This window comes from Leucobacter ruminantium, from assembly GCF_017565705.1.
GTDB classification, from domain to species: domain Bacteria; phylum Actinomycetota; class Actinomycetes; order Actinomycetales; family Microbacteriaceae; genus Leucobacter; species Leucobacter ruminantium.
The window spans coordinates 69,174-87,224 of the sequence record NZ_JAGDYL010000007.1 but is presented as its reverse complement, the minus strand read 5'-3'; the positions used below and the strand labels follow the sequence as shown (position 1 = coordinate 87,224).

The window sequence follows — 18,051 nt, the reverse complement described above, 5'->3', positions numbered from 1 at the left end:
CCGTCCGGCGACACCCCTGACCCGGAGGGATCCATATGAACATCATCGGCGCGGGCGACATGATCTTCGGCAGCCGTCATCTCCGCGATCGGTTCGATCCGGCGATCGTCGAACTCTTCGACCGCGCGGACGCGGTCTTCGCGAACGCCGAGTTCACGATGCCGAAGGAGACGACTCCGGCCTATCCGCACGGCTACACCCTGGGGAACCACCGCTGGGCGGCGGCGGAGATGCGCGAGCTCGGGATCTCGCTCGTCTCCGGCGCCAACAACCACACCGGCGATTACGGTCACGTCGGCGTGATCGACACTCTGGAGGCGTTCGCCGAGCAGGGCCTCGAACTCGCGGGCGTCGGCCGCACCCTCTCCGAGGCACGGCAGGCGATCTTCGCCGACACCGCTCAGGGCCGGGTGGCACTCGTCGCGACCTCGACGTCGGGCGCCGCCGAGTTCCGGGCTTCCGACGCAGGGCGCGATGTCGCCGCCCGCCCGGGCCTCAATCCGCTCCGTTGGCAGGTGTCGTACGAGCTGGCCTCCGAGCAGTTCGAGCAGATCCTGGCCATCGAGGCCGCCCTGGGGATCGACGCCACGCACCGTGAGACGGATCGGATCGAGATCCGCGAGAATCTCGACCCGGATCTCACGGCGTTCGGCTCAGTGCCGATTCGTCGCCGTGACACGACGCGCCTGCGCTGGGACGCGGACCGCGGGGATCTCGCCGAGATCTGCCGCGCGATCGTCGACGCGAGCGCCACCGGCGACACCGTGATCGTGAGCCTGCACGCGCACGAGGGCGAGCGCGACGGCTGGTACTCCGACCAGCCGGCCGAGTTCATCGTCGAGGCCGCCCACGCGATGGTGGACGCGGGCGCGCACGCCGTCTTCGGACACGGCCCCCACATGCTGCGGGGCATCGAGGTCTACCGCGGTGCGCCGATCTTCTACTCCCTCAACGGCCTCACCTTCGACCTCGAGTCGGGGTATCGCGTGCCCGTCGAGATGTTCGAGAAATACGGGCACCCGGCGAACGCCTACCCCTCTGACCTGCACGGCGCGCGCCGTCGGGGCGCCGACGGCGCGCGGCTCGGCTTCTACAGCCAGGAGCGCTTCTCGCAGGCCGTTCTGGCAGAGCTCGTCACCGATGAGGCCGACGGCTCCGTGCTGCGGGCGACGCTGCACCCCCTCGATCTGCAGATGAACAGCGAGCGGCGCTCGCTGCGGGGCATGCCGAGGCTCGCGTCGGGCGATTCCGCCGAGCGCATCGTCTCCGAACTGGCCAGGATGAGCGAGCCGTTCGGCACCCGGATCTCCTTCGACGCCGAAACCGGGCTCGGCACCGTGGATCTCGCCGCACCGTAGAGACTCGGCGCCGACGGGTATGCCGCCCAGCGGCGGCGTCATCGGCCGAAGGCCGGGATCCCTCGCCTCGAAGACATGAGGGATCCCCGCCGCGACGGCCGTCGCCCGCTCAGAGCAGATCGGCCTCGATGCCCCGCTTGCGCAGCGATTCCAGCGTCTCCTCGTCGACGCCGGTCAGCGTCAGCGACCGAAGATTCGGGAGCAATTCGACGTCGGCGAAGTCCTTGACATCGAAGACGTCGTCCTCCCCGTCCCAGAGCGGGGCGATCTGCAGGTAGATGTCGTTGCCGCCGTCCTGCACGAGCTCCACGACCTTGCCGAGCAGTTCCCGCGGCACGGGGTACTCGGCGAAGTAGGCGAGCACCTCTGGGATGGGCGCGTACCCCTCCTCGTTTACGTCGATCTCACGGTCGACGTGGTGCTCGATGAACTCCGCGAAGTCGAATGCAGGGGCGAGGAGCTTCTGGTCGTACATGAGGTCCTGCAGCACGAGCAGCTTGAAGTTGAGATCGGCGAACTCGACCGCGTCGATGCTCAGCGCCGGTGCCGCGGCCTTCGTCGGTGCCGGCATCTCAGGGACCTGCGCCGGCTCAGCTTTCTTCGCGGGAGCCGCCTGCTTCTTCTTGCCGCGCAGCACCTTCTGCTCGACGATGATGGTCTTCACGTGCTGATCGGGGCCGCGGTCGCTGCTGCGGCGGGCCATGATGTACCCGTTGCCGAAGTCGCGGCTCGGGTACGTGGGCCCCTGAGGCTCGAACTCCTCGCCGAAGGGGCGGCCCTCGATCCGCACGTCGTGCGCGGGGTCGTCGACGTCGAACTTCACCGCGAGCGCGTGCACGCCGTCCTTGTGGGTCGCGCTCAGCCCCGAGTCGAACCAGACCCAGGAGGAAGAGGTTCTCGCGGAGCGCGATCCCCCCGTCTCCACGGGCTCCTCGTCGAAGAGGGCCTGCAGATCGGTCAGCAGGATCGGGTACTCGTAGAGCCTCCCGTCGATCTCGATCCCGTCGAGCCGGATGTCGACCGTCAGCGTCTTCGTCACCGCACTACCCCCGTCCGTGCCCGGCGCGGTCGAGGCTGATCCCCTCCCGGCCTACGCGGCAGCGTAGCAGGGCGGTAGGATCGGCCGCCACGGCGGCTCGGTCTTGCGCGGCCCGGGCGCTCAGGCTTTCCATCAGCAACGATTCGACGTTCGACCACCGCTCCCCGAGCAGTGGGAGTCGAACGTCGAATCGGTGTCGGTAGATCACGCCGCGTTGCCGCAGCGACCGGATCCGCTCCTCGCCAGGATGCGCGCCGAGCTAGACGTTGAACCGCCACTCGCAGACGTCGCCGTCCTGCATGATGTAGTCCTTGCCCTCCATGCGGGCCTTTCCCTTGGCGCGGGCCTCGGCGACCGAGCCGCACTCGACCAGGTCCTCGAAAGAGATGATCTCGCCCTTGATGAAGCCCTTCTCGAAGTCGGTATGGATCGCGCCGGCCGCCTGAGGCGCCGTGGATCCCTTCTTGATGGTCCAGGCGCGCGCCTCCTTGGGACCGGCCGTCAGGTAGGTCTGGAGGCCCAGCGTGTCGAAGCCGACGCGCGCGAGCTGATCCAGCCCGCTCTCCTCCTGGCCGATCGAGGCCAGCAGCTCGGCCGCGTCCTCAGCGTCGAGCTCGATGAGCTCGCTCTCGATCTTGGCATCGAGGAAGATCGCCTTCGCCGGCGCCACGAGGGCGGCGAGCTCATCCAGACGAGCGCGATCCTGCAGCACCGCCTCGTCGACGTTGAACACGTAGAGGAAGGGCTTCGCGGTGAGCAGGCCGAGCTCCTTGATGGGCTCGAGATCGATGCCCGAGTGCGAGAGCACCTTGCCCTCGTCGAGCGCGGCGCGGGCGGCCTTGGCCGTCTCGACGACCGAGGCGTCGATCTTCTTGTTCTTCAGCTCCTTCTCGAAGCGCACGAGCGCCTTGTCGAGGGTCTGCATGTCGGCGATGATCAGCTCGGTGTTGATCGTCTCCATGTCGCTCGCGGGGTTCACGGCGCCGTCGACGTGCACCACGTCGGGATCGCTGAAGCCGCGCACCACCTGCGCGATCGCGTCGGCCTCGCGGATGTTCGCGAGGAACTGGTTGCCGAGCCCCTCGCCCTCGCTCGCGCCGCGCACGATTCCCGCGATGTCGACGAAGCTGACGGGTGCGGGCAGGATCCGCTCGCTGCCGAAGATCTCGGCGAGCTTGTCGAGCCGCGGGTCGGGCAGGCTGACGACGCCGACGTTCGGCTCGATGGTGGCGAACGGATAGTTCGCGGCGAGCGCGTCGTTCTGGGTGAGTGCGTTGAAGAGGGTGGACTTGCCCACGTTGGGGAGTCCTACGATGCCGATAGTCAGAGCCACGAGGGATCAGTCTACCCGCCGCGACACGCGCTCACCCGCGCCACGGTCGGCTCACTCGGTCGATTCGCACAGGCAGAACAGATGTCCCGCGGGATCGAGAAACACGGCGAACCCCCGCCCCTCGCCGGGCTGATGCGGGTGCCGCACGGCTCCGACCGCCTCCGCGAGCGGAGCGGCATCGGCGATCGAGTCGACGTAGAAGTCGATATGGGCCTGCTGAGGGATCGGCCCCTCCGGCCACTCCGGCACCCGGTAGCCCTCGATCTGCTGGCAGGCGATCGCGTAGCCGACGCCGTCCTCGGGAGGGATCACATCGACCCAGTCGCTGTCCTCGCCGGCCTGGCACCGCCACCCGAGCAGCTCGGCGTAGAACCGGCCGAGCGCTGCAGCGTCGGGACAGTCGAGGGCGAACACGTGCTTCTTCGTGCGGATCGGTGTGCTCATGTCTGCACTGTAGGCAGGACTCGGTCGAGGCCGAAAGGGGGTTGCGCTTCGCGGGGATGACCCGGATCCCTCGCGCCGGGACTGCCCCGAATGCTATGTTGGCCGACATGGGAACTCTGTGCAGCGCGCTCGATCGGCGCGCGATCTTCCGGGACCGCCGCGCCTGACGGCGCGATCCCGACCTCGCCGACACCCCGCCCGAGCGATCCGCGCGGTGACGGGATGTCGAGCGTGCGCTCCGCGCCGACCTCCGAGCCCATCGCGCCCGGATACGGCCATCCCGTCTCCGGGTGCTTCATCACTTCCTCGGATGGAGCGCTTCCATGCACCCCGTTTCCCAACATTCCCCCGAGCCCAGGTCCCGCTACGGCGGCCGTCACGAGCTCGGCCAGAACTTCCTCTACCATCGACCCACGATCGACCGCATCTCGGCGCTCGCGAAAGAGTCCCGCGGCGCGATCCTGGAGATCGGACCCGGTGACGGGGCCCTGACGACCGGCCTCGCCAGACTGGGACGCCCCCTCACCCTCGTCGAGCTCGACGAGCACCGCGTCGCCGCCCTGCGGAGCCGCTTCCCTCGCGCCGAGGTGATCCACGCCGACGCCATGCGGGTACCGTTCCGCGCACCCCTCATCGTCGGCAACCTCCCCTTCCACCTCACCACGCCGCTGCTGCGCAAACTGCTGGGCTCACCCGGCTGGGAGCGCGCGATCCTGCTCACGCAGTGGGAGGTCGCGCGCAAGCGGGCCGGGATCGGCGGCGGCACGCTGCTCACGGGGCAGAGCGCGCCGTGGTTCGAGTTCCGACTCCACTGCCGGGTGCCGGCGCACGGCTTCCGTCCGATGCCCGGCGTCGACGGCGGGCTGCTGGAGGTGTCGCGTCGCGATTCGCCTCTCGTGCCGATCCGCGATCGCAGCGCCTACGAGCGCTTCGTGCGGCGAGTATTCACCGCGCGCGGGCGCGGCATGCGGCAGATCCTGCAGCGAGGGATCGGCCTCTCCCGCACGGAGGTCGACGCCGCGCTGCGGAGCGCCGCCGTGCGAGCGGCTGCGCTCCCCCGCGATGTCACGGCGCAGCAGTGGGCGGAGCTCTGGCGCGCCTGCGGACAGCACCGCCCGCAGCGGGCCGGATCGTGAGTGTCAGACGCGTATGCCACCCTAGACGGGTGTCAGTAGACTTCACCGCCATCGACTTCGAGACCGCCAACAGCCACCCGTCATCCGCCTGCGCGGTCGGCCTGGTGCGCGTGCGCGACGGGGCGGTCGTCGAGCGCGCCGACTGGCTGATCAGGCCGCCGGAGTCGCACGGCGCGTTCCTGCCGTTCAACGTCAAGATCCACGGCATCACCCCCGAGATGGTCGCCGATGCGCGCGCGTGGGCCGAGCAGTTGGTCGAGCTGCGCGACTTCATCGGCGACGACGTCGCGGTCGCGCACAACGCCAGCTTCGACATGGGGGTCATCAAGGCCGCATGTGCCGAGGCGATCGCCCCGATCCCGAAGCTGCGCTACCTGTGCAGCGTGCAGGTGTCGCGCAAGACCTACGAGATCCCGTCGCACCGGCTGCCGCTCGCCGCTGCGGCCGCCGGTTTCGGCGAGTTCTCGCACCACGATGCGCTCGCCGACGCCGAGGCCTGCGCCGCCATCATCAGCGATGCGGCCAGGCGCCATGAGACCTCCGACGTGACGGCGCTCGCCAAGAAGATCGGCGTGCGCATCCACCGACTCCAGGCGATCCCGCTCAAGCTGTGAGCGGCGGAACGGCCGTTCCGGGCGAGGGATCCCCGCTCCGCCCCCTGCACCGCCGAGAATGTCGGAGGTCACCCGTACCATCTGCAGCATCCCGACCCGAGAGACCTGGTGAACCATGAACGCACTGACCATCGTCCTGCTCGCCGCGAACCTGCTGCTCCTCATCGCGGTGCTGCTCGTCGTGCTCGCGCGCACCAGGCACCAAGGCGGGCAGACCGTCGACTCGCGCGCGATCAGCGGCGAGCTGAGGCAGGATCTCTCGGCGCAGCGCAGCGAACTCGCCCAGGCGCTCGCGGTCGGGCAGCAGCAGCTCGACGCCCGGGTGCAGGCCGCGGCCTCCGCGCAGGCCGACGAGCTGGCGCGCGACCGCGAGGCGCGCGGTGCGGCGCAGCGGGAGCAGCGGGAACTGCTCGAGCGCTCGCTCGCGGGCCTGAGCGATCGACTGCACAGCGGCTCGCAGATCTCGCAGCAGTCGCAGGCCGAATTCAAGGCGGCCGTCGAGGCGCGCTTCGACGAGCTGCGGCAGGCCAATGAGGCGAAGCTCGAGCAGGTGCGGGCGACCGTCGGAGAAAAGCTGCAGGCCACTCTCAAGACCTCGCTCGATGAGAATGCCCGGCGCATCCAGTCGCTCAGCGAGACTCACGTCGCGAAGCAGGCCGAGCTGCAGCAGACACTGCGCGAGGAGCTGGAGAAGCTCAGGCAGGGCAACGAGGCGAAGCTCGAGAGGATGCGCGAGACCGTCGACGAGAAATTGCAGGGCACGCTCGAGCGTCGGCTTGGCGAATCCTTCAAGCTCGTCAGCGACCGTCTCGAGCAGGTGCAGAAGGGCCTCGGCGAGATGCAGACGCTCGCCTCCGACGTGGGCGGCCTGAAGCGGGTGCTCACCAACGTCAAGAGCCGGGGCAGCTGGGGAGAGGTGCAGCTGTCGCGCCAGCTCGAAGACATGCTGACGCCCGATCAGTACGCTGAGAACGTCGCCGTGCGCCCCGGCTCGGCAGAGCGGGTCGAGTTCGCGATCAGGCTGCCCGGTCGCGGTGAGGACGAGACGCCGGTGTGGCTGCCGATCGACTCGAAGTTCCCGCAGGAGGACTACGAGCGTCTGCTCGAGGCCCAGGAGCACGGGGAGAAGGAGCAGATCGAGGCCGCCAGCAAGACGGTCGAGCGGGTGATCCTGGCGCAGGCGAAGCTCATCCGAGACAAGTACATCGAACCGCCGCACTCGACGGACTTCGCCATCATGTACCTCCCCACCGAGGGTCTGTTCGCGGAGGTGATCCGCCGGCCCGGCCTCGCGAGCAAGCTCCAGCTCGAGTACCACGTGACGATCGCGGGTCCGACCGTGCTCATGTCACTGCTCAACAGCCTCCAGCTGGGATTCCGAACGCTCGCGATCGAGAAGCGCAGCTCCGAGGTGTGGCAGGTGCTGGGCGCCGCCAAGACCGAGTTCCAGAAGTACGGGCAGGTCTGGGCGAAACTGGAGAAGCAGTTGCAGACCGCCCAGAACACCGTGCACCAGGCCGGCGTGCGCACGAGGGCCGTCGAGCGCACGCTTCGTTCGGTCGAAACCTTCGAGATCGCGGCGACCGAGGCGCCGACGCTCGACGAACTCTTCCCGGAACTCGAGGAGGTCGAGGCGAACTCGGAGCGTCTCGAGACGGGCCTCGATACGGGAGAAGGCCCGGAATGACCGCGTGGGAGCCGCCGAGCCCGGCCGATACGGGTGGGCCGGTGTTCCGACGCAGCGGGGGCACGGTTCGAATCGTCTGCTGCGCCGCCGCCCTCACCGCGACCATCGCGCTGAGCGGGTGCGGAAGCCTCGATCCGGGCCACGGGCGGTGGCAGAAGCAGATGGAATCGGCCGCCGGAGTGGAGTCGGCCGACTGGAACTATTACAGCGGCTGGCCGACGAGCTCGAACCGCTACACGGGACGCGTCGAGCTCTCGCCCGACCTCACGACCCAGCAGGCCCGCGCGATCGCCGACGTGGGCTGCAGCTCGCCGACCGAGTTCTCGGACCTCACGTTCGAGAGCAGGGCCGTCGATGAGCGGTGGAGGGCGACCGGCTACGGGCCGACGGACTCCTGCCGCGATCCCGCCGCGCTCGAACGGTTCTCCGTCGTCCTCGAGACGCTCGAGGCCACCGGACCCGACTTCCTCGGCGAGGTCATCGTCTTCTCCGAGGAGGAGGCCGGGGCGGCAGACGAGGGCCCGAGCGAACCGCGGTTCCGGGTCACGGCTGAGACCACGACGCTCCCCTCTCTCCTCGAGCTGCTCGGCGAGCTCCGGCACCGCACCCCGGACGTCGCCTTCGAGTTCAACGGCTGGGTCGACGGAGACGGCAGCGCCATCACGAACTTCGGCGAGCCCATCGCAGTGCGGATTCCGGCGCAGTACGAGATCGATGATCTGCTCCCGCTGCTCAAGCTCGCCGCCGCCATGCCGCACCGCGGCATCTCGTTCGCAGACGGGGCGCTCGACGTCGCGGTCGGTGATCCCCGGATGCTGGAGAGCCCCGATGCCGAGCGCCTGCGCACGGCCGCCGACGCGATCGACGTTCCGGTGACGGTGCATCTCGACGGCCCGGGAGGCGGCGACGAAAGCGCATCGTACGACGAACTCATCATCGCTCTCGACGCGCTGCCCGAGGTCGAGAGCGTCACGCTCCCGGCTTCGCGAGGCGGCGCCGAGGTCACGGTCCGAGCCCGCGACTGGGAGTCCGTGCCCGGCATCCTCGCCCTCGTCGCGGAGCATTCCCCGGTCGAAGCCGAGTTCTTCATCGAGGGCGCAGATCCCGATCAGGGCTTCGTCCGGATCTCCCGGGGCGGTGACGCCACAGGGGCCGTCGAAGCGTACACGGCGATGAACTCGGCCCGCGGCTCCATCCCCCACGCCGCCTTCGCCGCACTCATCATCAGCTCGGACACGATCAGGATGCGGTTCGACCTCGACGGCACGACCTCGCCGAACGATGTCGACCGCGCGAGCGCAACCCTCATGGACCTCATCGATTCCTCGGAGATCGACGAGGTCTCGCTGTGGGTGCCGAGCCTGGACGGCTACGACCTGGAGCTGCCCGAGGACCTGAGCTGAAGGTCGGCGTTCCGGCTCACATCCAGCGGTCGGGGTCCATGTCGGCGACCACGTGGCGGATGGTGCCCGAGTGGGCGCGCATCACGATGCTCTCGGCCCTCACGTACGGCCCGTTGCGCCGCACGCCCTCGACGAAGTCGGCCGAGGTGATGCCGGTGGCCACGAAGTAGCAGTTGTCGCTCGCGACGAGATCGTTCGCCTCAAGCACGCGGTCGAGGTCGTGCCCGGCGTCGATCGCCTTCTGCTTCTCCTCGTCGTCCTTGGGCCACAGGCGGCCCTGGATCACGCCGCCGAGCGCCTTCACCGCGCAAGCGGTGATGATGCCCTCGGGGGTGCCGCCGATGCCGACGCACATGTCGATCCGCGAATCCCAACGGGCCGCGTTCACGCCGCCCGCGACGTCGCCGTCCATGATCAGACGCGTGCCTGCCCCGGCCTCGCGGATGTCCGCGATGAGCTGCTCGTGCCGCGGGCGGTCGAGCACGGCGACTCGGATGTCGGAGACGTCGACGCCCTTCGCCCGCGCGAGCGCCCGGATGTTCTCGCCGATCGGGCGGCGGATGTCGACGACGCCGACACCGGCCGGGCCGCAGACCAGCTTGTCCATGTAGAAGACGGCCGACGGATCGTACATCGACCCCCGGTCGGCCACCGCGATCACCGAGAGGGCGCCGGGACGGCCCTCGGCCGTGAGCCGCGTGCCATCGATCGGGTCGACCGCGACGTCGCAGGCCGCGCCCTCTCCGTTGCCGACGACCTCGCCGTTGTAGAGCCAGGGCGCGTCGTCCTTCTCGCCCTCGCCGATCACCACGGTCCCGCTCATGTTGACGGTGGCAAGGAATCGGCGCATCGCATCGACCGCCGCGCCGTCGGCGGCGTTCTTGTCGCCGCGTCCGATCCACGGCGTCGCACGCATCGCCGCGGCCTCGGTCGCGCGCACGAGCTCCATCGCGAGGTTGCGGTCCGGCTGCCAATCGCCAAGCGAAACAGGTTCAGTCATGTCGCCCAGCCTACCGCGTAGACTGGCCTCGAAGCGGTGGCCCAGCAGATCCCGCCGATCCGACCCCACGACAAGGAGCGCTCATGCCCGTCGCAACCCCGGAACAGTACGCAGCGATGCTCGATGCCGCGAAGAGCGGAGGCTTCGCCTTCCCCGCGGTGAACGTCTCGAGTTCGCAGACCATCAACGCTGCGATCCAGGGCTTCGCCGAGGCCGGCTCCGACGGCATCATCCAGGTCAGCACGGGCGGCGCCGACTACTTCGCCGGCCACACGGTCAAGAACCGCGCGCGCGGTGCCATCGCCTTCGCCAAGTACGCCGAAGAGGTCGCGAAGTCCTACGACGTCACCGTCGCGCTGCACACCGACCACTGCCCGAAGGACGCGCTCGACGGCTTCGTGCTGCCCCTCCTCGCCGCGAGCGAGGAGCGGGTCGCCGAGGGAGGGCTCCCCTACTTCCAGTCGCACATGTGGGACGGCTCGGCTGTGCCGCTCGAGGAGAACCTGCAGATCGCCCAGCAGCTGCTGCCGCGCCTCGCGGCGATCGGCGTGATCCTCGAGGTCGAGATCGGCGTCGTCGGAGGCGAGGAGGACGGCGTCAGCCACGAGATCAACGACCAGCTCTACACAACGCTCGACGACGCCGTGGCCACGGTTGAGGCGCTCGGCCTCGGCGAGCAGGGCCGCTACCTCACCGCGCTCACCTTCGGCAACGTCCACGGCGTCTACAAGCCGGGCAACGTGAGGCTGCGCCCCGAGCTCCTGGCCGAGATCCAGGCCGGCCTGCAGTCGAAGTACGGTACCGGCGAGAAGCCTCTCGACCTCGTCTTCCACGGCGGCTCGGGCTCGACCCCCGAGGAGATCGCGGAGGCTGTGCGGAACGGCGTCATCAAGATGAACATCGACACCGACACGCAGTACGCGTTCACGCGCTCGATCGCCGATTCGATGTTCAAGAACTACGACGGCGTGCTCAAGATCGACGGCGAGGTCGGCAACAAGAAGCAGTACGACCCGCGCGCGTGGGGCAAGGCGGCCGAGACCTCCATGGCCGCCCGCATCGTCGAGGCGGCCGAGCAGCTCGGCTCGGCCGGGAAGTCGGTGAGCGCGTAGTGGCAGACGAGCGACCGGTTCCGGCCTACGGCGAGTACGCTCCCGAGGGCTGGGAGTGGAAGCCCGATGAGGGATCGGCTGCGCAGCGCGACGAGGGATCCCTCGCGGCTGAGGATCAGCACCCCGGCCGCCTGAGCGGGGTCCCCCACAACCTCGGGGCCCGCGGCTCCGGCTCTCAGGCGGCGCCGCCCGCGCAGCGGGACCCTGCGGTGGGCGCGCAGTCGTCCTCGGCGGTGGACGACCCCCACTCCTACCGTGCATCGGCGCCCGGCTCCCAGCCGCAGGCGCCGCGACCCCGCTCGGGCGACCGCGTCGTCACGATCGTGCTGCTGGTGCTCGGCGCGTGCGGAGCGCTCTACTCCGCCATGTCGCTGTATCAGATGCCCGGCTCGTTCGAGCTCATGGCCGCGGCCCTCCAGGTCGACGGCTTCGTGCTGCCCGAGTCCGTGCGAACGCTCGGCATGGTCGGTGCGCTGCTCGTCTTCGCGGTGTACGCGCTGAACCTCATCTACTCGCTGCAGCGCCTGCGTCGCGGCAAGCTGACGTTCTGGGTGCCGCTCGTGGCGGGCGCCGTGGCCTTCATCATCGTGTTTGCGTGCAGCGCCTTCGCCGCCAGTCAGATGCCGGAGCTCACGCGGGAGCTCGCCGACCCGACGGCGATGAGCCGCATTCTCGAGTACGTGTCGCAGACGGGCACCGCGCCGTAAGTGTGGATGCCCGGGTTTCGACTCGGCTGCGCCTCGCTCAACCAGCGGGGATGCTCCACCTCGCCGGGCCGGCGGACGAGCTGATCGAGCGAGACTCAGCCCTCTCTTCCGCTGATTGAGCGAGCGTCAGCGCACGCGACCGCCGAGGGCCCGCTCGTCGCGGTTGCCCGCGGCGTCCTGGCGCAGCTCCTTCGGCAGCGAGAAGACGAGGTCCTCCTCAGCGGCGACCGTGGCCTCCACGTCCGAGTAGCCGGCGTCGGCGAGGTCGTCGAGCAGTTCCTGCACGAGCACCTCGGGCACCGAGGCGCCGCTCGTCACGCCGACGGTGCGCACTCCGTCGAGCCACTCCTGGCGCACCTCGCTCGCGAAGTCGACGCGGTAGGCGGACTTGGCACCGTACTCCAGTGCCACTTCGACCAGGCGCACCGAGTTCGAGGAGTTCGCGGAGCCGACCACGATGACGAGGTCGGCCTTCGGAGCGATCCTCTTGATCGCGACCTGGCGGTTCTGCGTCGCGTAGCAGATGTCGTCGCTCGGCGGGTCCTGCAGCTTCGGGAAGCGGGCGCGCAGGCGGCGCACGGTCTCCATCGTCTCGTCGACCGAGAGCGTGGTCTGCGAGAGCCAGACGAGGTTGTCGGGATCCCTCACCTCGAGAGAGTCGACGTCGTCGGGCGAGTTCACGATCGTGATGTGCTCGGGCGCCTCCCCCGCGGTTCCCTCGACCTCCTCGTGACCGGTGTGGCCGATGAGCAGGATCTGCCGGTTCTGCTTGGCGAAGCGCACGGCCTCGCGGTGCACCTTCGTGACGAGCGGGCAGGTGGCGTCGATCGCGTGCAGGCCGCGGTCCTCGGCGGCGCCGACGACCGCCGGCGAGACGCCGTGGGCCGAGAACACCACGTTCGCGCCCTCGGGCACTTCGTCGACCTCGTCGACGAAGATCGCGCCCATCTTCTCGAGTGTGCGCACGACGTGCACATTGTGCACGATCTGCTTGCGCACGTAGACGGGCGCCCCGAAGCGCTCGAGCGCCTTCTCGACGGCGACGACCGCGCGGTCGACACCCGCGCAGTAGCCGCGCGGTGCCGCGAGCAGCACCTTCTTCTCGCCGTCGACGGGCAGGTTCTCGAGCCGCCCCGCCTGGCGGCGCATGCGCGGCATCGCGAGGCTCACCACGGGCGCGCCGATGGTGCGCTGGTCGATGGCTCGGCCGGTGACACTCATGCCGGCGATTCTACCGGCGCACGCGACGAACTAGGCTGGACGGCATGGCAGAGCCCGCACCGAACGCCCCCGCGACGCGCGACGCGCCATGGCCGGTGGCCCTCATGAGCGAGAAGATCGCGGCCTGGATCGAGCGTCTCGGCACCGTGTGGATCGAGGGCGAGGTCACGCAGTGGCAGGTGCGGGGCGGCCATGTCTACGGCAAGCTCAAGGACCTCGGTCAGGACGCGACGGTGAGCTTCACCGTGTGGCGCTCTGTCGCACAGCGTCTCACGGCCGAGTTCTCGCAGGGCGATCGCGTGGTCGCGCTCGTGAAACCGAACTTCTGGGTGAAGGGCGGCACGCTCACGGTCCAGGTGCTCGAACTCTCGCACCTGGGACTCGGCGAGCTGCTCGAGCGGCTCGAACGGCTGCGGCGGCAGCTGCAGGCGGAGGGTCTCTTCGACAGGGATCGCAAGCGCGCACTCCCGTTCCTCCCCGGCCTGATCGGCCTCGTCACCGGCCGCGACTCCGATGCGGAGAAGGACGTCATCCGCAATGCGACGCTGCGCTGGCCCGGGGTGCGCTTCAGGGTGCACCACGCCGCGGTGCAGGGCGATCGGGCGGCGGCCGAGGTCGCGGCGGGCATCGAGGCTCTCGACAGGGATCCCGAGGTCGACGTGATCGTCGTGGCGCGGGGCGGCGGCGACTTCCAGAATCTGCTGCCGTTCAGCGACGAGCGGGTGGTGCGCGCCGCGGCCGCGGCGACGACCCCGCTCGTGAGCGCGATCGGTCACGAGGCCGACCGGCCGCTGCTCGACGAGGTCGCCGACCTGCGCGCTTCGACCCCGACCGATGCCGCGAAGAGGGTCGTGCCCGATGTCGGCGAGGAGCTCGCGGGCATCGACCAGGCGCGCGCCCGGATGAGCGCGCGCCTGGGGCAGCTGCTCGCGCACGAGGCCGACCGCATCTCGCAGTTGCGCGGCCGCCCCGTCCTCGCGCTCCCCGAGCGCATCGTCGACGATCGCGCGGAGGAGCTGGTGCGCTGGGTGGCGCGCGGCACGGAGCTGGCGGACCGCACGGTCGGGGACCGCGCGCACGAGCTGGGTCGGGTGCGCGCGCAGCTGCGGGCGCTCTCGCCGAGCGCGACGCTCGAGCGGGGCTACGCGATCGCGCAGCTGCTCGAGGCCGACGGCGAGGCGGGTGCGGTGCTGAGGGATCCCGCCGAGGCTCCCGCGGGCTCGTCGATCCGAGTGTCGCTCGCGGCAGGCCGCCTCTCCGCGATCGTCGAGTAGGCGCGCGGTAGACTGTGGCCCATGGCAGAAACCGTGGACCGGGATCCCGCGCAGCTCAGCTACGAGGAGGCGCGCGACGAACTGATCCGGGTCGTCGGCAGACTCGAGCAGGGCGGCGCGACCCTCGAGGAGTCGCTGCAGCTCTGGGAGCGCGGCGAGGCGCTGGCCGCCCGTTGCGAGGAATGGCTGCTCGGGGCGAGGCAGCGGTTGGAGGCGGCCCGCAAGGGATCGCAGAGCGACGACGAGACCGGAGACGACGCGTAGCCCATGGCGAAGCAGCAGAAGCCCCCGGTGGTGGTCGCCGAACTCGGTCGACCCGAGACTCCTGCGGAGACGGCGGCGCGGAAGGCGGAGAACAGCCGCCTCTACCGCGAGCGCAAGACGGTCAACAATCTCGTCTTCTCCCTGCTCGTGACGCTCGCCCTCGTCGCCGTCATATTCCTGATGGTGCCTCGCGGCACCGGCGGCTTCGAAGACGTCTCGGTCGATGTGCCCGCCCTCGCGACCGATGCGGCGCCCAGTGCAGGCCGCACGCTCGCGGCACCGGCCGTACCCGAGGCTTGGAAGGCCAAGCAGGCCGTGCTGAGCAGGAGCGGCGACGTCAACGTCTGGCGCGTCAACTACACCACGGTCGATGAGACGACCGGTCACGAGGCGTACGCCGCGGTGCTGCAGGGCTTCACCGCGGATGGCGAGCCGGTGGACGAGCACTGGATCGCCGAGCAGTTGGAGGAGCAGAGCGCCACGGGCACGGAGCAGCTCGGCGGCATCGACTGGACCGTCTACGACCACACCGACCGCAACCCCGACGAGGCGAACATGCTGTTCGGCCTGCAGGGCGAGTGGAACGGCGACACGATCCTCGTCTTCGGTACGGACTCTCCCGCGGCACTTCGCATTCTGGCGACCCAGGTCGCCGAATCACTCGCACGATAAGGCACGATTAAGGAGCTAGATACAGATGAGCGCACCACGCGTCACGCCGCAGCAGGCTTGGGAGACCTTCATCGCGGGCAACGACCGCTTCGTCGCCGGCGCGTCGAGCCACCCGAATCAAGACGTGGAGCGCCGTTCCGAACTGGTCAACCAGCAGTCGCCCGACGTCGCCCTCTTCGGCTGCTCCGACTCGCGCCTCGCCGCCGAGATCATCTTCGATTGCGGCCTCGGCGATCTCTTCATCGCCCGCAACATGGGGCACGTGGTCGCCGAGTCCATCACCGCCTCGATGGAATACGCGGTCGCGAACCTCGGCGCGGCGCTCATCGTGGTGCTCGCACACGACTCCTGCGGCGCCGTTGCGGCGGCGATCGACCAGTCCGGGCGGCATCCCTCCGAGGTCACCGACTCGGTCGCGAACACGCTCGCACCGATCCAGCCGTCGGTGCAGCAGCTGTGGCTCCGCGACCGTCACCAGACTCCCTACGCCGAAGCCGCCGAGATCGACGCGAACGCCGTCGGCCGCATCCACCTCGCCGCGACCGTGAACGAGCTGCTGCGCAACTCGCGCACCATCAGCGACGCAGTCGATCGCGGCGAACTCGCGGTGGTCGGCTGCCAGTACCGACTCACCGAGGGTCGCGCCGTGCCCTACACGGCGGTCGGCCCGCTCGACATCGAGCTCGCTCCCCTCGACTGATCCCCCTCACTCGACCCCAGCAACGGACCCTGAGCCTGTCGAAGGGTCCGGCACCGATCCCAGCCCCCTTCGACAGGCTCAGGGGGCGCCCCTCAGCACAGAAAACAGGAGCACCGTGACTGACACCGAGTACCGCATCGAGCACGACACCATGGGCGAGGTCCGCGTTCCGAAGAACGCCCTCTACGCCGCGCAGACCCAGCGCGCCGTCGAGAACTTCCCCATCTCGGGCACGGGCCTCGAGCCCGCGCAGATCGTCGCGCTCGCCCGAATCAAGCGCGCCGCCGCCATCGCCAACAAGGATCTCGGAATCCTCGACGGTTCGATCGCCGACGCGATCGTCGCGGCCGCCGACGAGATCATCGCGGGCGATCATCACGACCAGTTCCCGGTCGACACCTACCAGACCGGCTCCGGCACCTCGTCGAACATGAACATGAACGAGGTGCTCGCCACGCTCGCGACGAAGCACCTCGGCGCGCCGGTGCACCCGAACGACCACGTCAACGCCTCGCAGTCGTCGAACGACGTCTTCCCCACCTCCGTGCACATCGCCGTGACCGGGGCGCTCATCGAGCAGCTGAAGCCGGCCCTCGCGCACCTCGCCGAAGCGCTCGAGGCGAAGGCCGAGCTGTGGAAGGACGCCGTGAAGTCGGGTCGCACCCACCTCATGGACGCCACCCCCGTCACCCTCGGGCAGGAGTTCGGCGGCTACGCCGCGCAGATCCGCTACGGCATCGAGCGCATCGACGCCGCCCTCCCCCGTGTCGCGGAGGTGCCCCAGGGCGGCACCGCCGTCGGCACCGGCATCAACACCCCGCTCGGCTTCCCGGAGAAGGTCATCGCCGAGATCGCCCAGTCGAGCGGCCTGCCCATCACCGAGGCGCGCAACCACTTCGAGGCGCAGGCGAACCGCGACGGCCTGGTCGAGGCGTCGGGCGCCCTGCGCACGATCGCGGTGTCGCTCACGAAGATCGCCGAAGACGTGCGCTGGATGGGCTCGGGGCCGAACACCGGCTTCGCCGAGCTGCACATCCCCGATCTGCAGCCGGGCTCGTCGATCATGCCGGGCAAGGTCAACCCGGTCGTTCCCGAGGCCACGCTCATGGTGTGCGCCCGCATCATCGGCAACGACGCCACCATCGCCTGGGGCGGTGCCCGCGGCAACTTCGAACTGAACGTGATGATCCCCGTGATGGGCACCGCACTGCTCGAGTCGATCCGTCTGCTCGCCAACGTCTCGCGCGTCTTCGCGGACAAGACGATCGCCGGCCTCGAGGCCAACATCGAGCGCATGGCGACGCTCGCGGGCATGAGCCCGTCGACCGTCACCCCGCTCAACCGGCTCATCGGCTACGAGGCGGCGGCGAAGATCGCGAAGCATTCGGTAGCGAAGGGCATCACCGTGCGCGAGGCCCTCGTCGACCTCGGCTATGTGGAGCGCGGCGAGGTCACGGAGGCCGACCTCGACAAGGCTCTCGACCTGCTCTCGATGACCCACCCGGGCGTCGCCAAGTAGCGAACGTCGCATCGGCACCCGAGAGGGGCGAGGGATCCTGACGGTCCCTCGCCCCTCGTGGTTCAGCGCTTCCCCGGTCCGGACGCGTCCGGGCCGGTGCGGAAGGGGCGAGTCGGGTCGGGGAACCGTTCCCGCACCCCGCTCGTCGGAACGACCGGGGGAAGTGATCGGCCGGACCGGCGAGCGGCGGGCGGGGCGGCGTCGGGGGGACGCCGCCCCGTCCTGGGTCGAGACGGGAAGCGGTCGAGGCTCATACGGTCCGGCCGCATCACGTCTCACCCCATAACACGGCGTTCGGCCCGAAACGTGACGCGAGAACGCCGAGAATTTCTCCGCGGGCTCACGATTCGCAGCAGGATACCGGGGGGGGCGTCTCCCGGCTTCGACCGGGAGCGGTCGAAGCCTTGCGGGGAGGAGCCGACCGGGGGCGGAGATCCCGCGACGGTCGAGGCTCATACGGTCCGGCCGCCCCGGTTTCTCACTGAGGTGAGAGCGCGGAGCACCCGAAAAGTGACGCGCATCGCGCGGAATGCGTGCTCTCCGCACGAACGCATCAAAAAATCCGCCT

Annotated in this window: 17 protein-coding genes; 12 read left to right on the top strand and 5 right to left on the bottom strand. The window is 69.6% G+C overall.

Annotation, left to right across the window (positions count from 1 at the left end; translation table 11 throughout):
• Positions 1-35 precede the first annotated feature (35 nt).
• Positions 36-1,358 carry a CapA family protein gene (locus tag J4H91_RS06020; RefSeq protein ID WP_208045360.1) on the top strand — a complete coding sequence of 441 codons (1,323 nt, stop codon included), beginning with the start codon at positions 36-38 and terminating at the stop codon, positions 1,356-1,358.
• Between the two features lie 109 nt (positions 1,359-1,467).
• On the opposite strand, the gene J4H91_RS06015 is transcribed toward J4H91_RS06020, so the two are convergent.
• The 3 genes from J4H91_RS06015 to J4H91_RS06005 all read right to left on the bottom strand — a co-directional run bounded on the left by J4H91_RS06015 (position 1,468) and on the right by J4H91_RS06005 (position 4,174).
• Positions 1,468-2,397 carry a DUF6892 domain-containing protein gene (locus J4H91_RS06015; RefSeq protein ID WP_208045359.1) on the bottom strand — a complete coding sequence of 310 codons (930 nt, stop codon included), beginning with the start codon at positions 2,395-2,397 and terminating at the stop codon, positions 1,468-1,470.
• A gap of 259 nt (positions 2,398-2,656) precedes the next feature.
• Positions 2,657-3,730: a redox-regulated ATPase YchF gene (gene ychF / locus J4H91_RS06010; protein ID WP_208045358.1), complete on the bottom strand. Its 1,074-nt coding sequence runs from the start codon at positions 3,728-3,730 to the stop codon at positions 2,657-2,659.
• A 51-nt stretch (positions 3,731-3,781) separates the two neighbouring features.
• Complete coding sequence (locus J4H91_RS06005) at positions 3,782-4,174, bottom strand: VOC family protein (protein ID WP_208045357.1); 393 nt, start codon at positions 4,172-4,174, stop codon at positions 3,782-3,784.
• 323 nt (positions 4,175-4,497) lie between these two features.
• Between J4H91_RS06005 and erm the strand changes: the two genes are divergently transcribed.
• The 4 genes from erm to J4H91_RS05985 all read left to right on the top strand — a co-directional run bounded on the left by erm (position 4,498) and on the right by J4H91_RS05985 (position 9,014).
• On the top strand, positions 4,498-5,310 hold the full coding sequence (gene erm, locus J4H91_RS06000) for a 23S ribosomal RNA methyltransferase Erm (RefSeq protein WP_208045356.1): 813 nt from the start codon (positions 4,498-4,500) through the stop codon (positions 5,308-5,310).
• A 29-nt stretch (positions 5,311-5,339) separates the two neighbouring features.
• The gene (locus J4H91_RS05995; RefSeq protein ID WP_208045355.1) at positions 5,340-5,924 is read left to right on the top strand and encodes an exonuclease domain-containing protein; all 585 of its coding nucleotides are present in this window, start codon (positions 5,340-5,342) and stop codon (positions 5,922-5,924) included.
• Between the two features lie 115 nt (positions 5,925-6,039).
• Positions 6,040-7,611, top strand: coding sequence for a DNA recombination protein RmuC (locus tag J4H91_RS05990; RefSeq protein ID WP_208045354.1), 1,572 nt, complete (start codon positions 6,040-6,042; stop codon positions 7,609-7,611).
• Complete coding sequence (locus tag J4H91_RS05985) at positions 7,608-9,014, top strand: hypothetical protein (RefSeq protein WP_208045353.1); 1,407 nt, start codon at positions 7,608-7,610, stop codon at positions 9,012-9,014. Before J4H91_RS05990 ends, J4H91_RS05985 begins: the two co-directional genes overlap by 4 nt.
• Before the next feature lie 16 nt (positions 9,015-9,030).
• On the opposite strand, the gene glpX is transcribed toward J4H91_RS05985, so the two are convergent.
• Positions 9,031-10,014: a class II fructose-bisphosphatase gene (gene glpX / locus J4H91_RS05980; RefSeq protein WP_208045352.1), complete on the bottom strand. Its 984-nt coding sequence runs from the start codon at positions 10,012-10,014 to the stop codon at positions 9,031-9,033.
• An 83-nt stretch (positions 10,015-10,097) separates the two neighbouring features.
• Here glpX and fbaA point away from each other — a divergent pair, with 83 nt between their 5' ends.
• Positions 10,098-11,126, top strand: a complete 1,029-nt coding sequence (gene fbaA / locus J4H91_RS05975; RefSeq protein ID WP_208045351.1) for a class II fructose-bisphosphate aldolase — start codon at positions 10,098-10,100, stop codon at positions 11,124-11,126.
• A complete protein-coding gene (locus J4H91_RS05970) occupies positions 11,126-11,833 on the top strand; it encodes a DUF6264 family protein (RefSeq protein WP_208045350.1) in 708 nt (235 codons plus the stop codon). The genes fbaA and J4H91_RS05970 overlap by 1 nt, the downstream gene beginning before the upstream one ends.
• Before the next feature lie 126 nt (positions 11,834-11,959).
• Here the strand turns inward: J4H91_RS05970 and J4H91_RS05965 are convergent, their stop codons facing one another.
• The gene (locus J4H91_RS05965; RefSeq protein ID WP_208045422.1) at positions 11,960-12,991 is read right to left on the bottom strand and encodes a 4-hydroxy-3-methylbut-2-enyl diphosphate reductase; all 1,032 of its coding nucleotides are present in this window, start codon (positions 12,989-12,991) and stop codon (positions 11,960-11,962) included.
• A gap of 107 nt (positions 12,992-13,098) precedes the next feature.
• Between J4H91_RS05965 and xseA the strand changes: the two genes are divergently transcribed.
• The 5 genes from xseA (at position 13,099) to J4H91_RS05940 (ending at position 17,483) form a co-directional block, all read left to right on the top strand.
• Complete coding sequence (gene xseA, locus J4H91_RS05960) at positions 13,099-14,328, top strand: exodeoxyribonuclease VII large subunit (RefSeq protein ID WP_208045349.1); 1,230 nt, start codon at positions 13,099-13,101, stop codon at positions 14,326-14,328.
• Between the two features lie 21 nt (positions 14,329-14,349).
• Positions 14,350-14,592, top strand: a complete 243-nt coding sequence (locus J4H91_RS05955; RefSeq protein WP_208045348.1) for an exodeoxyribonuclease VII small subunit — start codon at positions 14,350-14,352, stop codon at positions 14,590-14,592.
• Positions 14,593-14,595: 3 nt separating this feature from the next.
• Positions 14,596-15,264 carry a DUF4245 family protein gene (locus J4H91_RS05950; protein ID WP_208045347.1) on the top strand — a complete coding sequence of 223 codons (669 nt, stop codon included), beginning with the start codon at positions 14,596-14,598 and terminating at the stop codon, positions 15,262-15,264.
• A gap of 25 nt (positions 15,265-15,289) precedes the next feature.
• Positions 15,290-15,964 (top strand): carbonic anhydrase, encoded by a 675-nt coding sequence (locus tag J4H91_RS05945; RefSeq protein WP_208045346.1) that lies wholly within the window; start codon positions 15,290-15,292, stop codon positions 15,962-15,964.
• A gap of 115 nt (positions 15,965-16,079) precedes the next feature.
• Positions 16,080-17,483, top strand: a complete 1,404-nt coding sequence (locus J4H91_RS05940) for an aspartate ammonia-lyase (protein ID WP_208045345.1) — start codon at positions 16,080-16,082, stop codon at positions 17,481-17,483.
• Positions 17,484-18,051 lie beyond the last annotated feature (568 nt).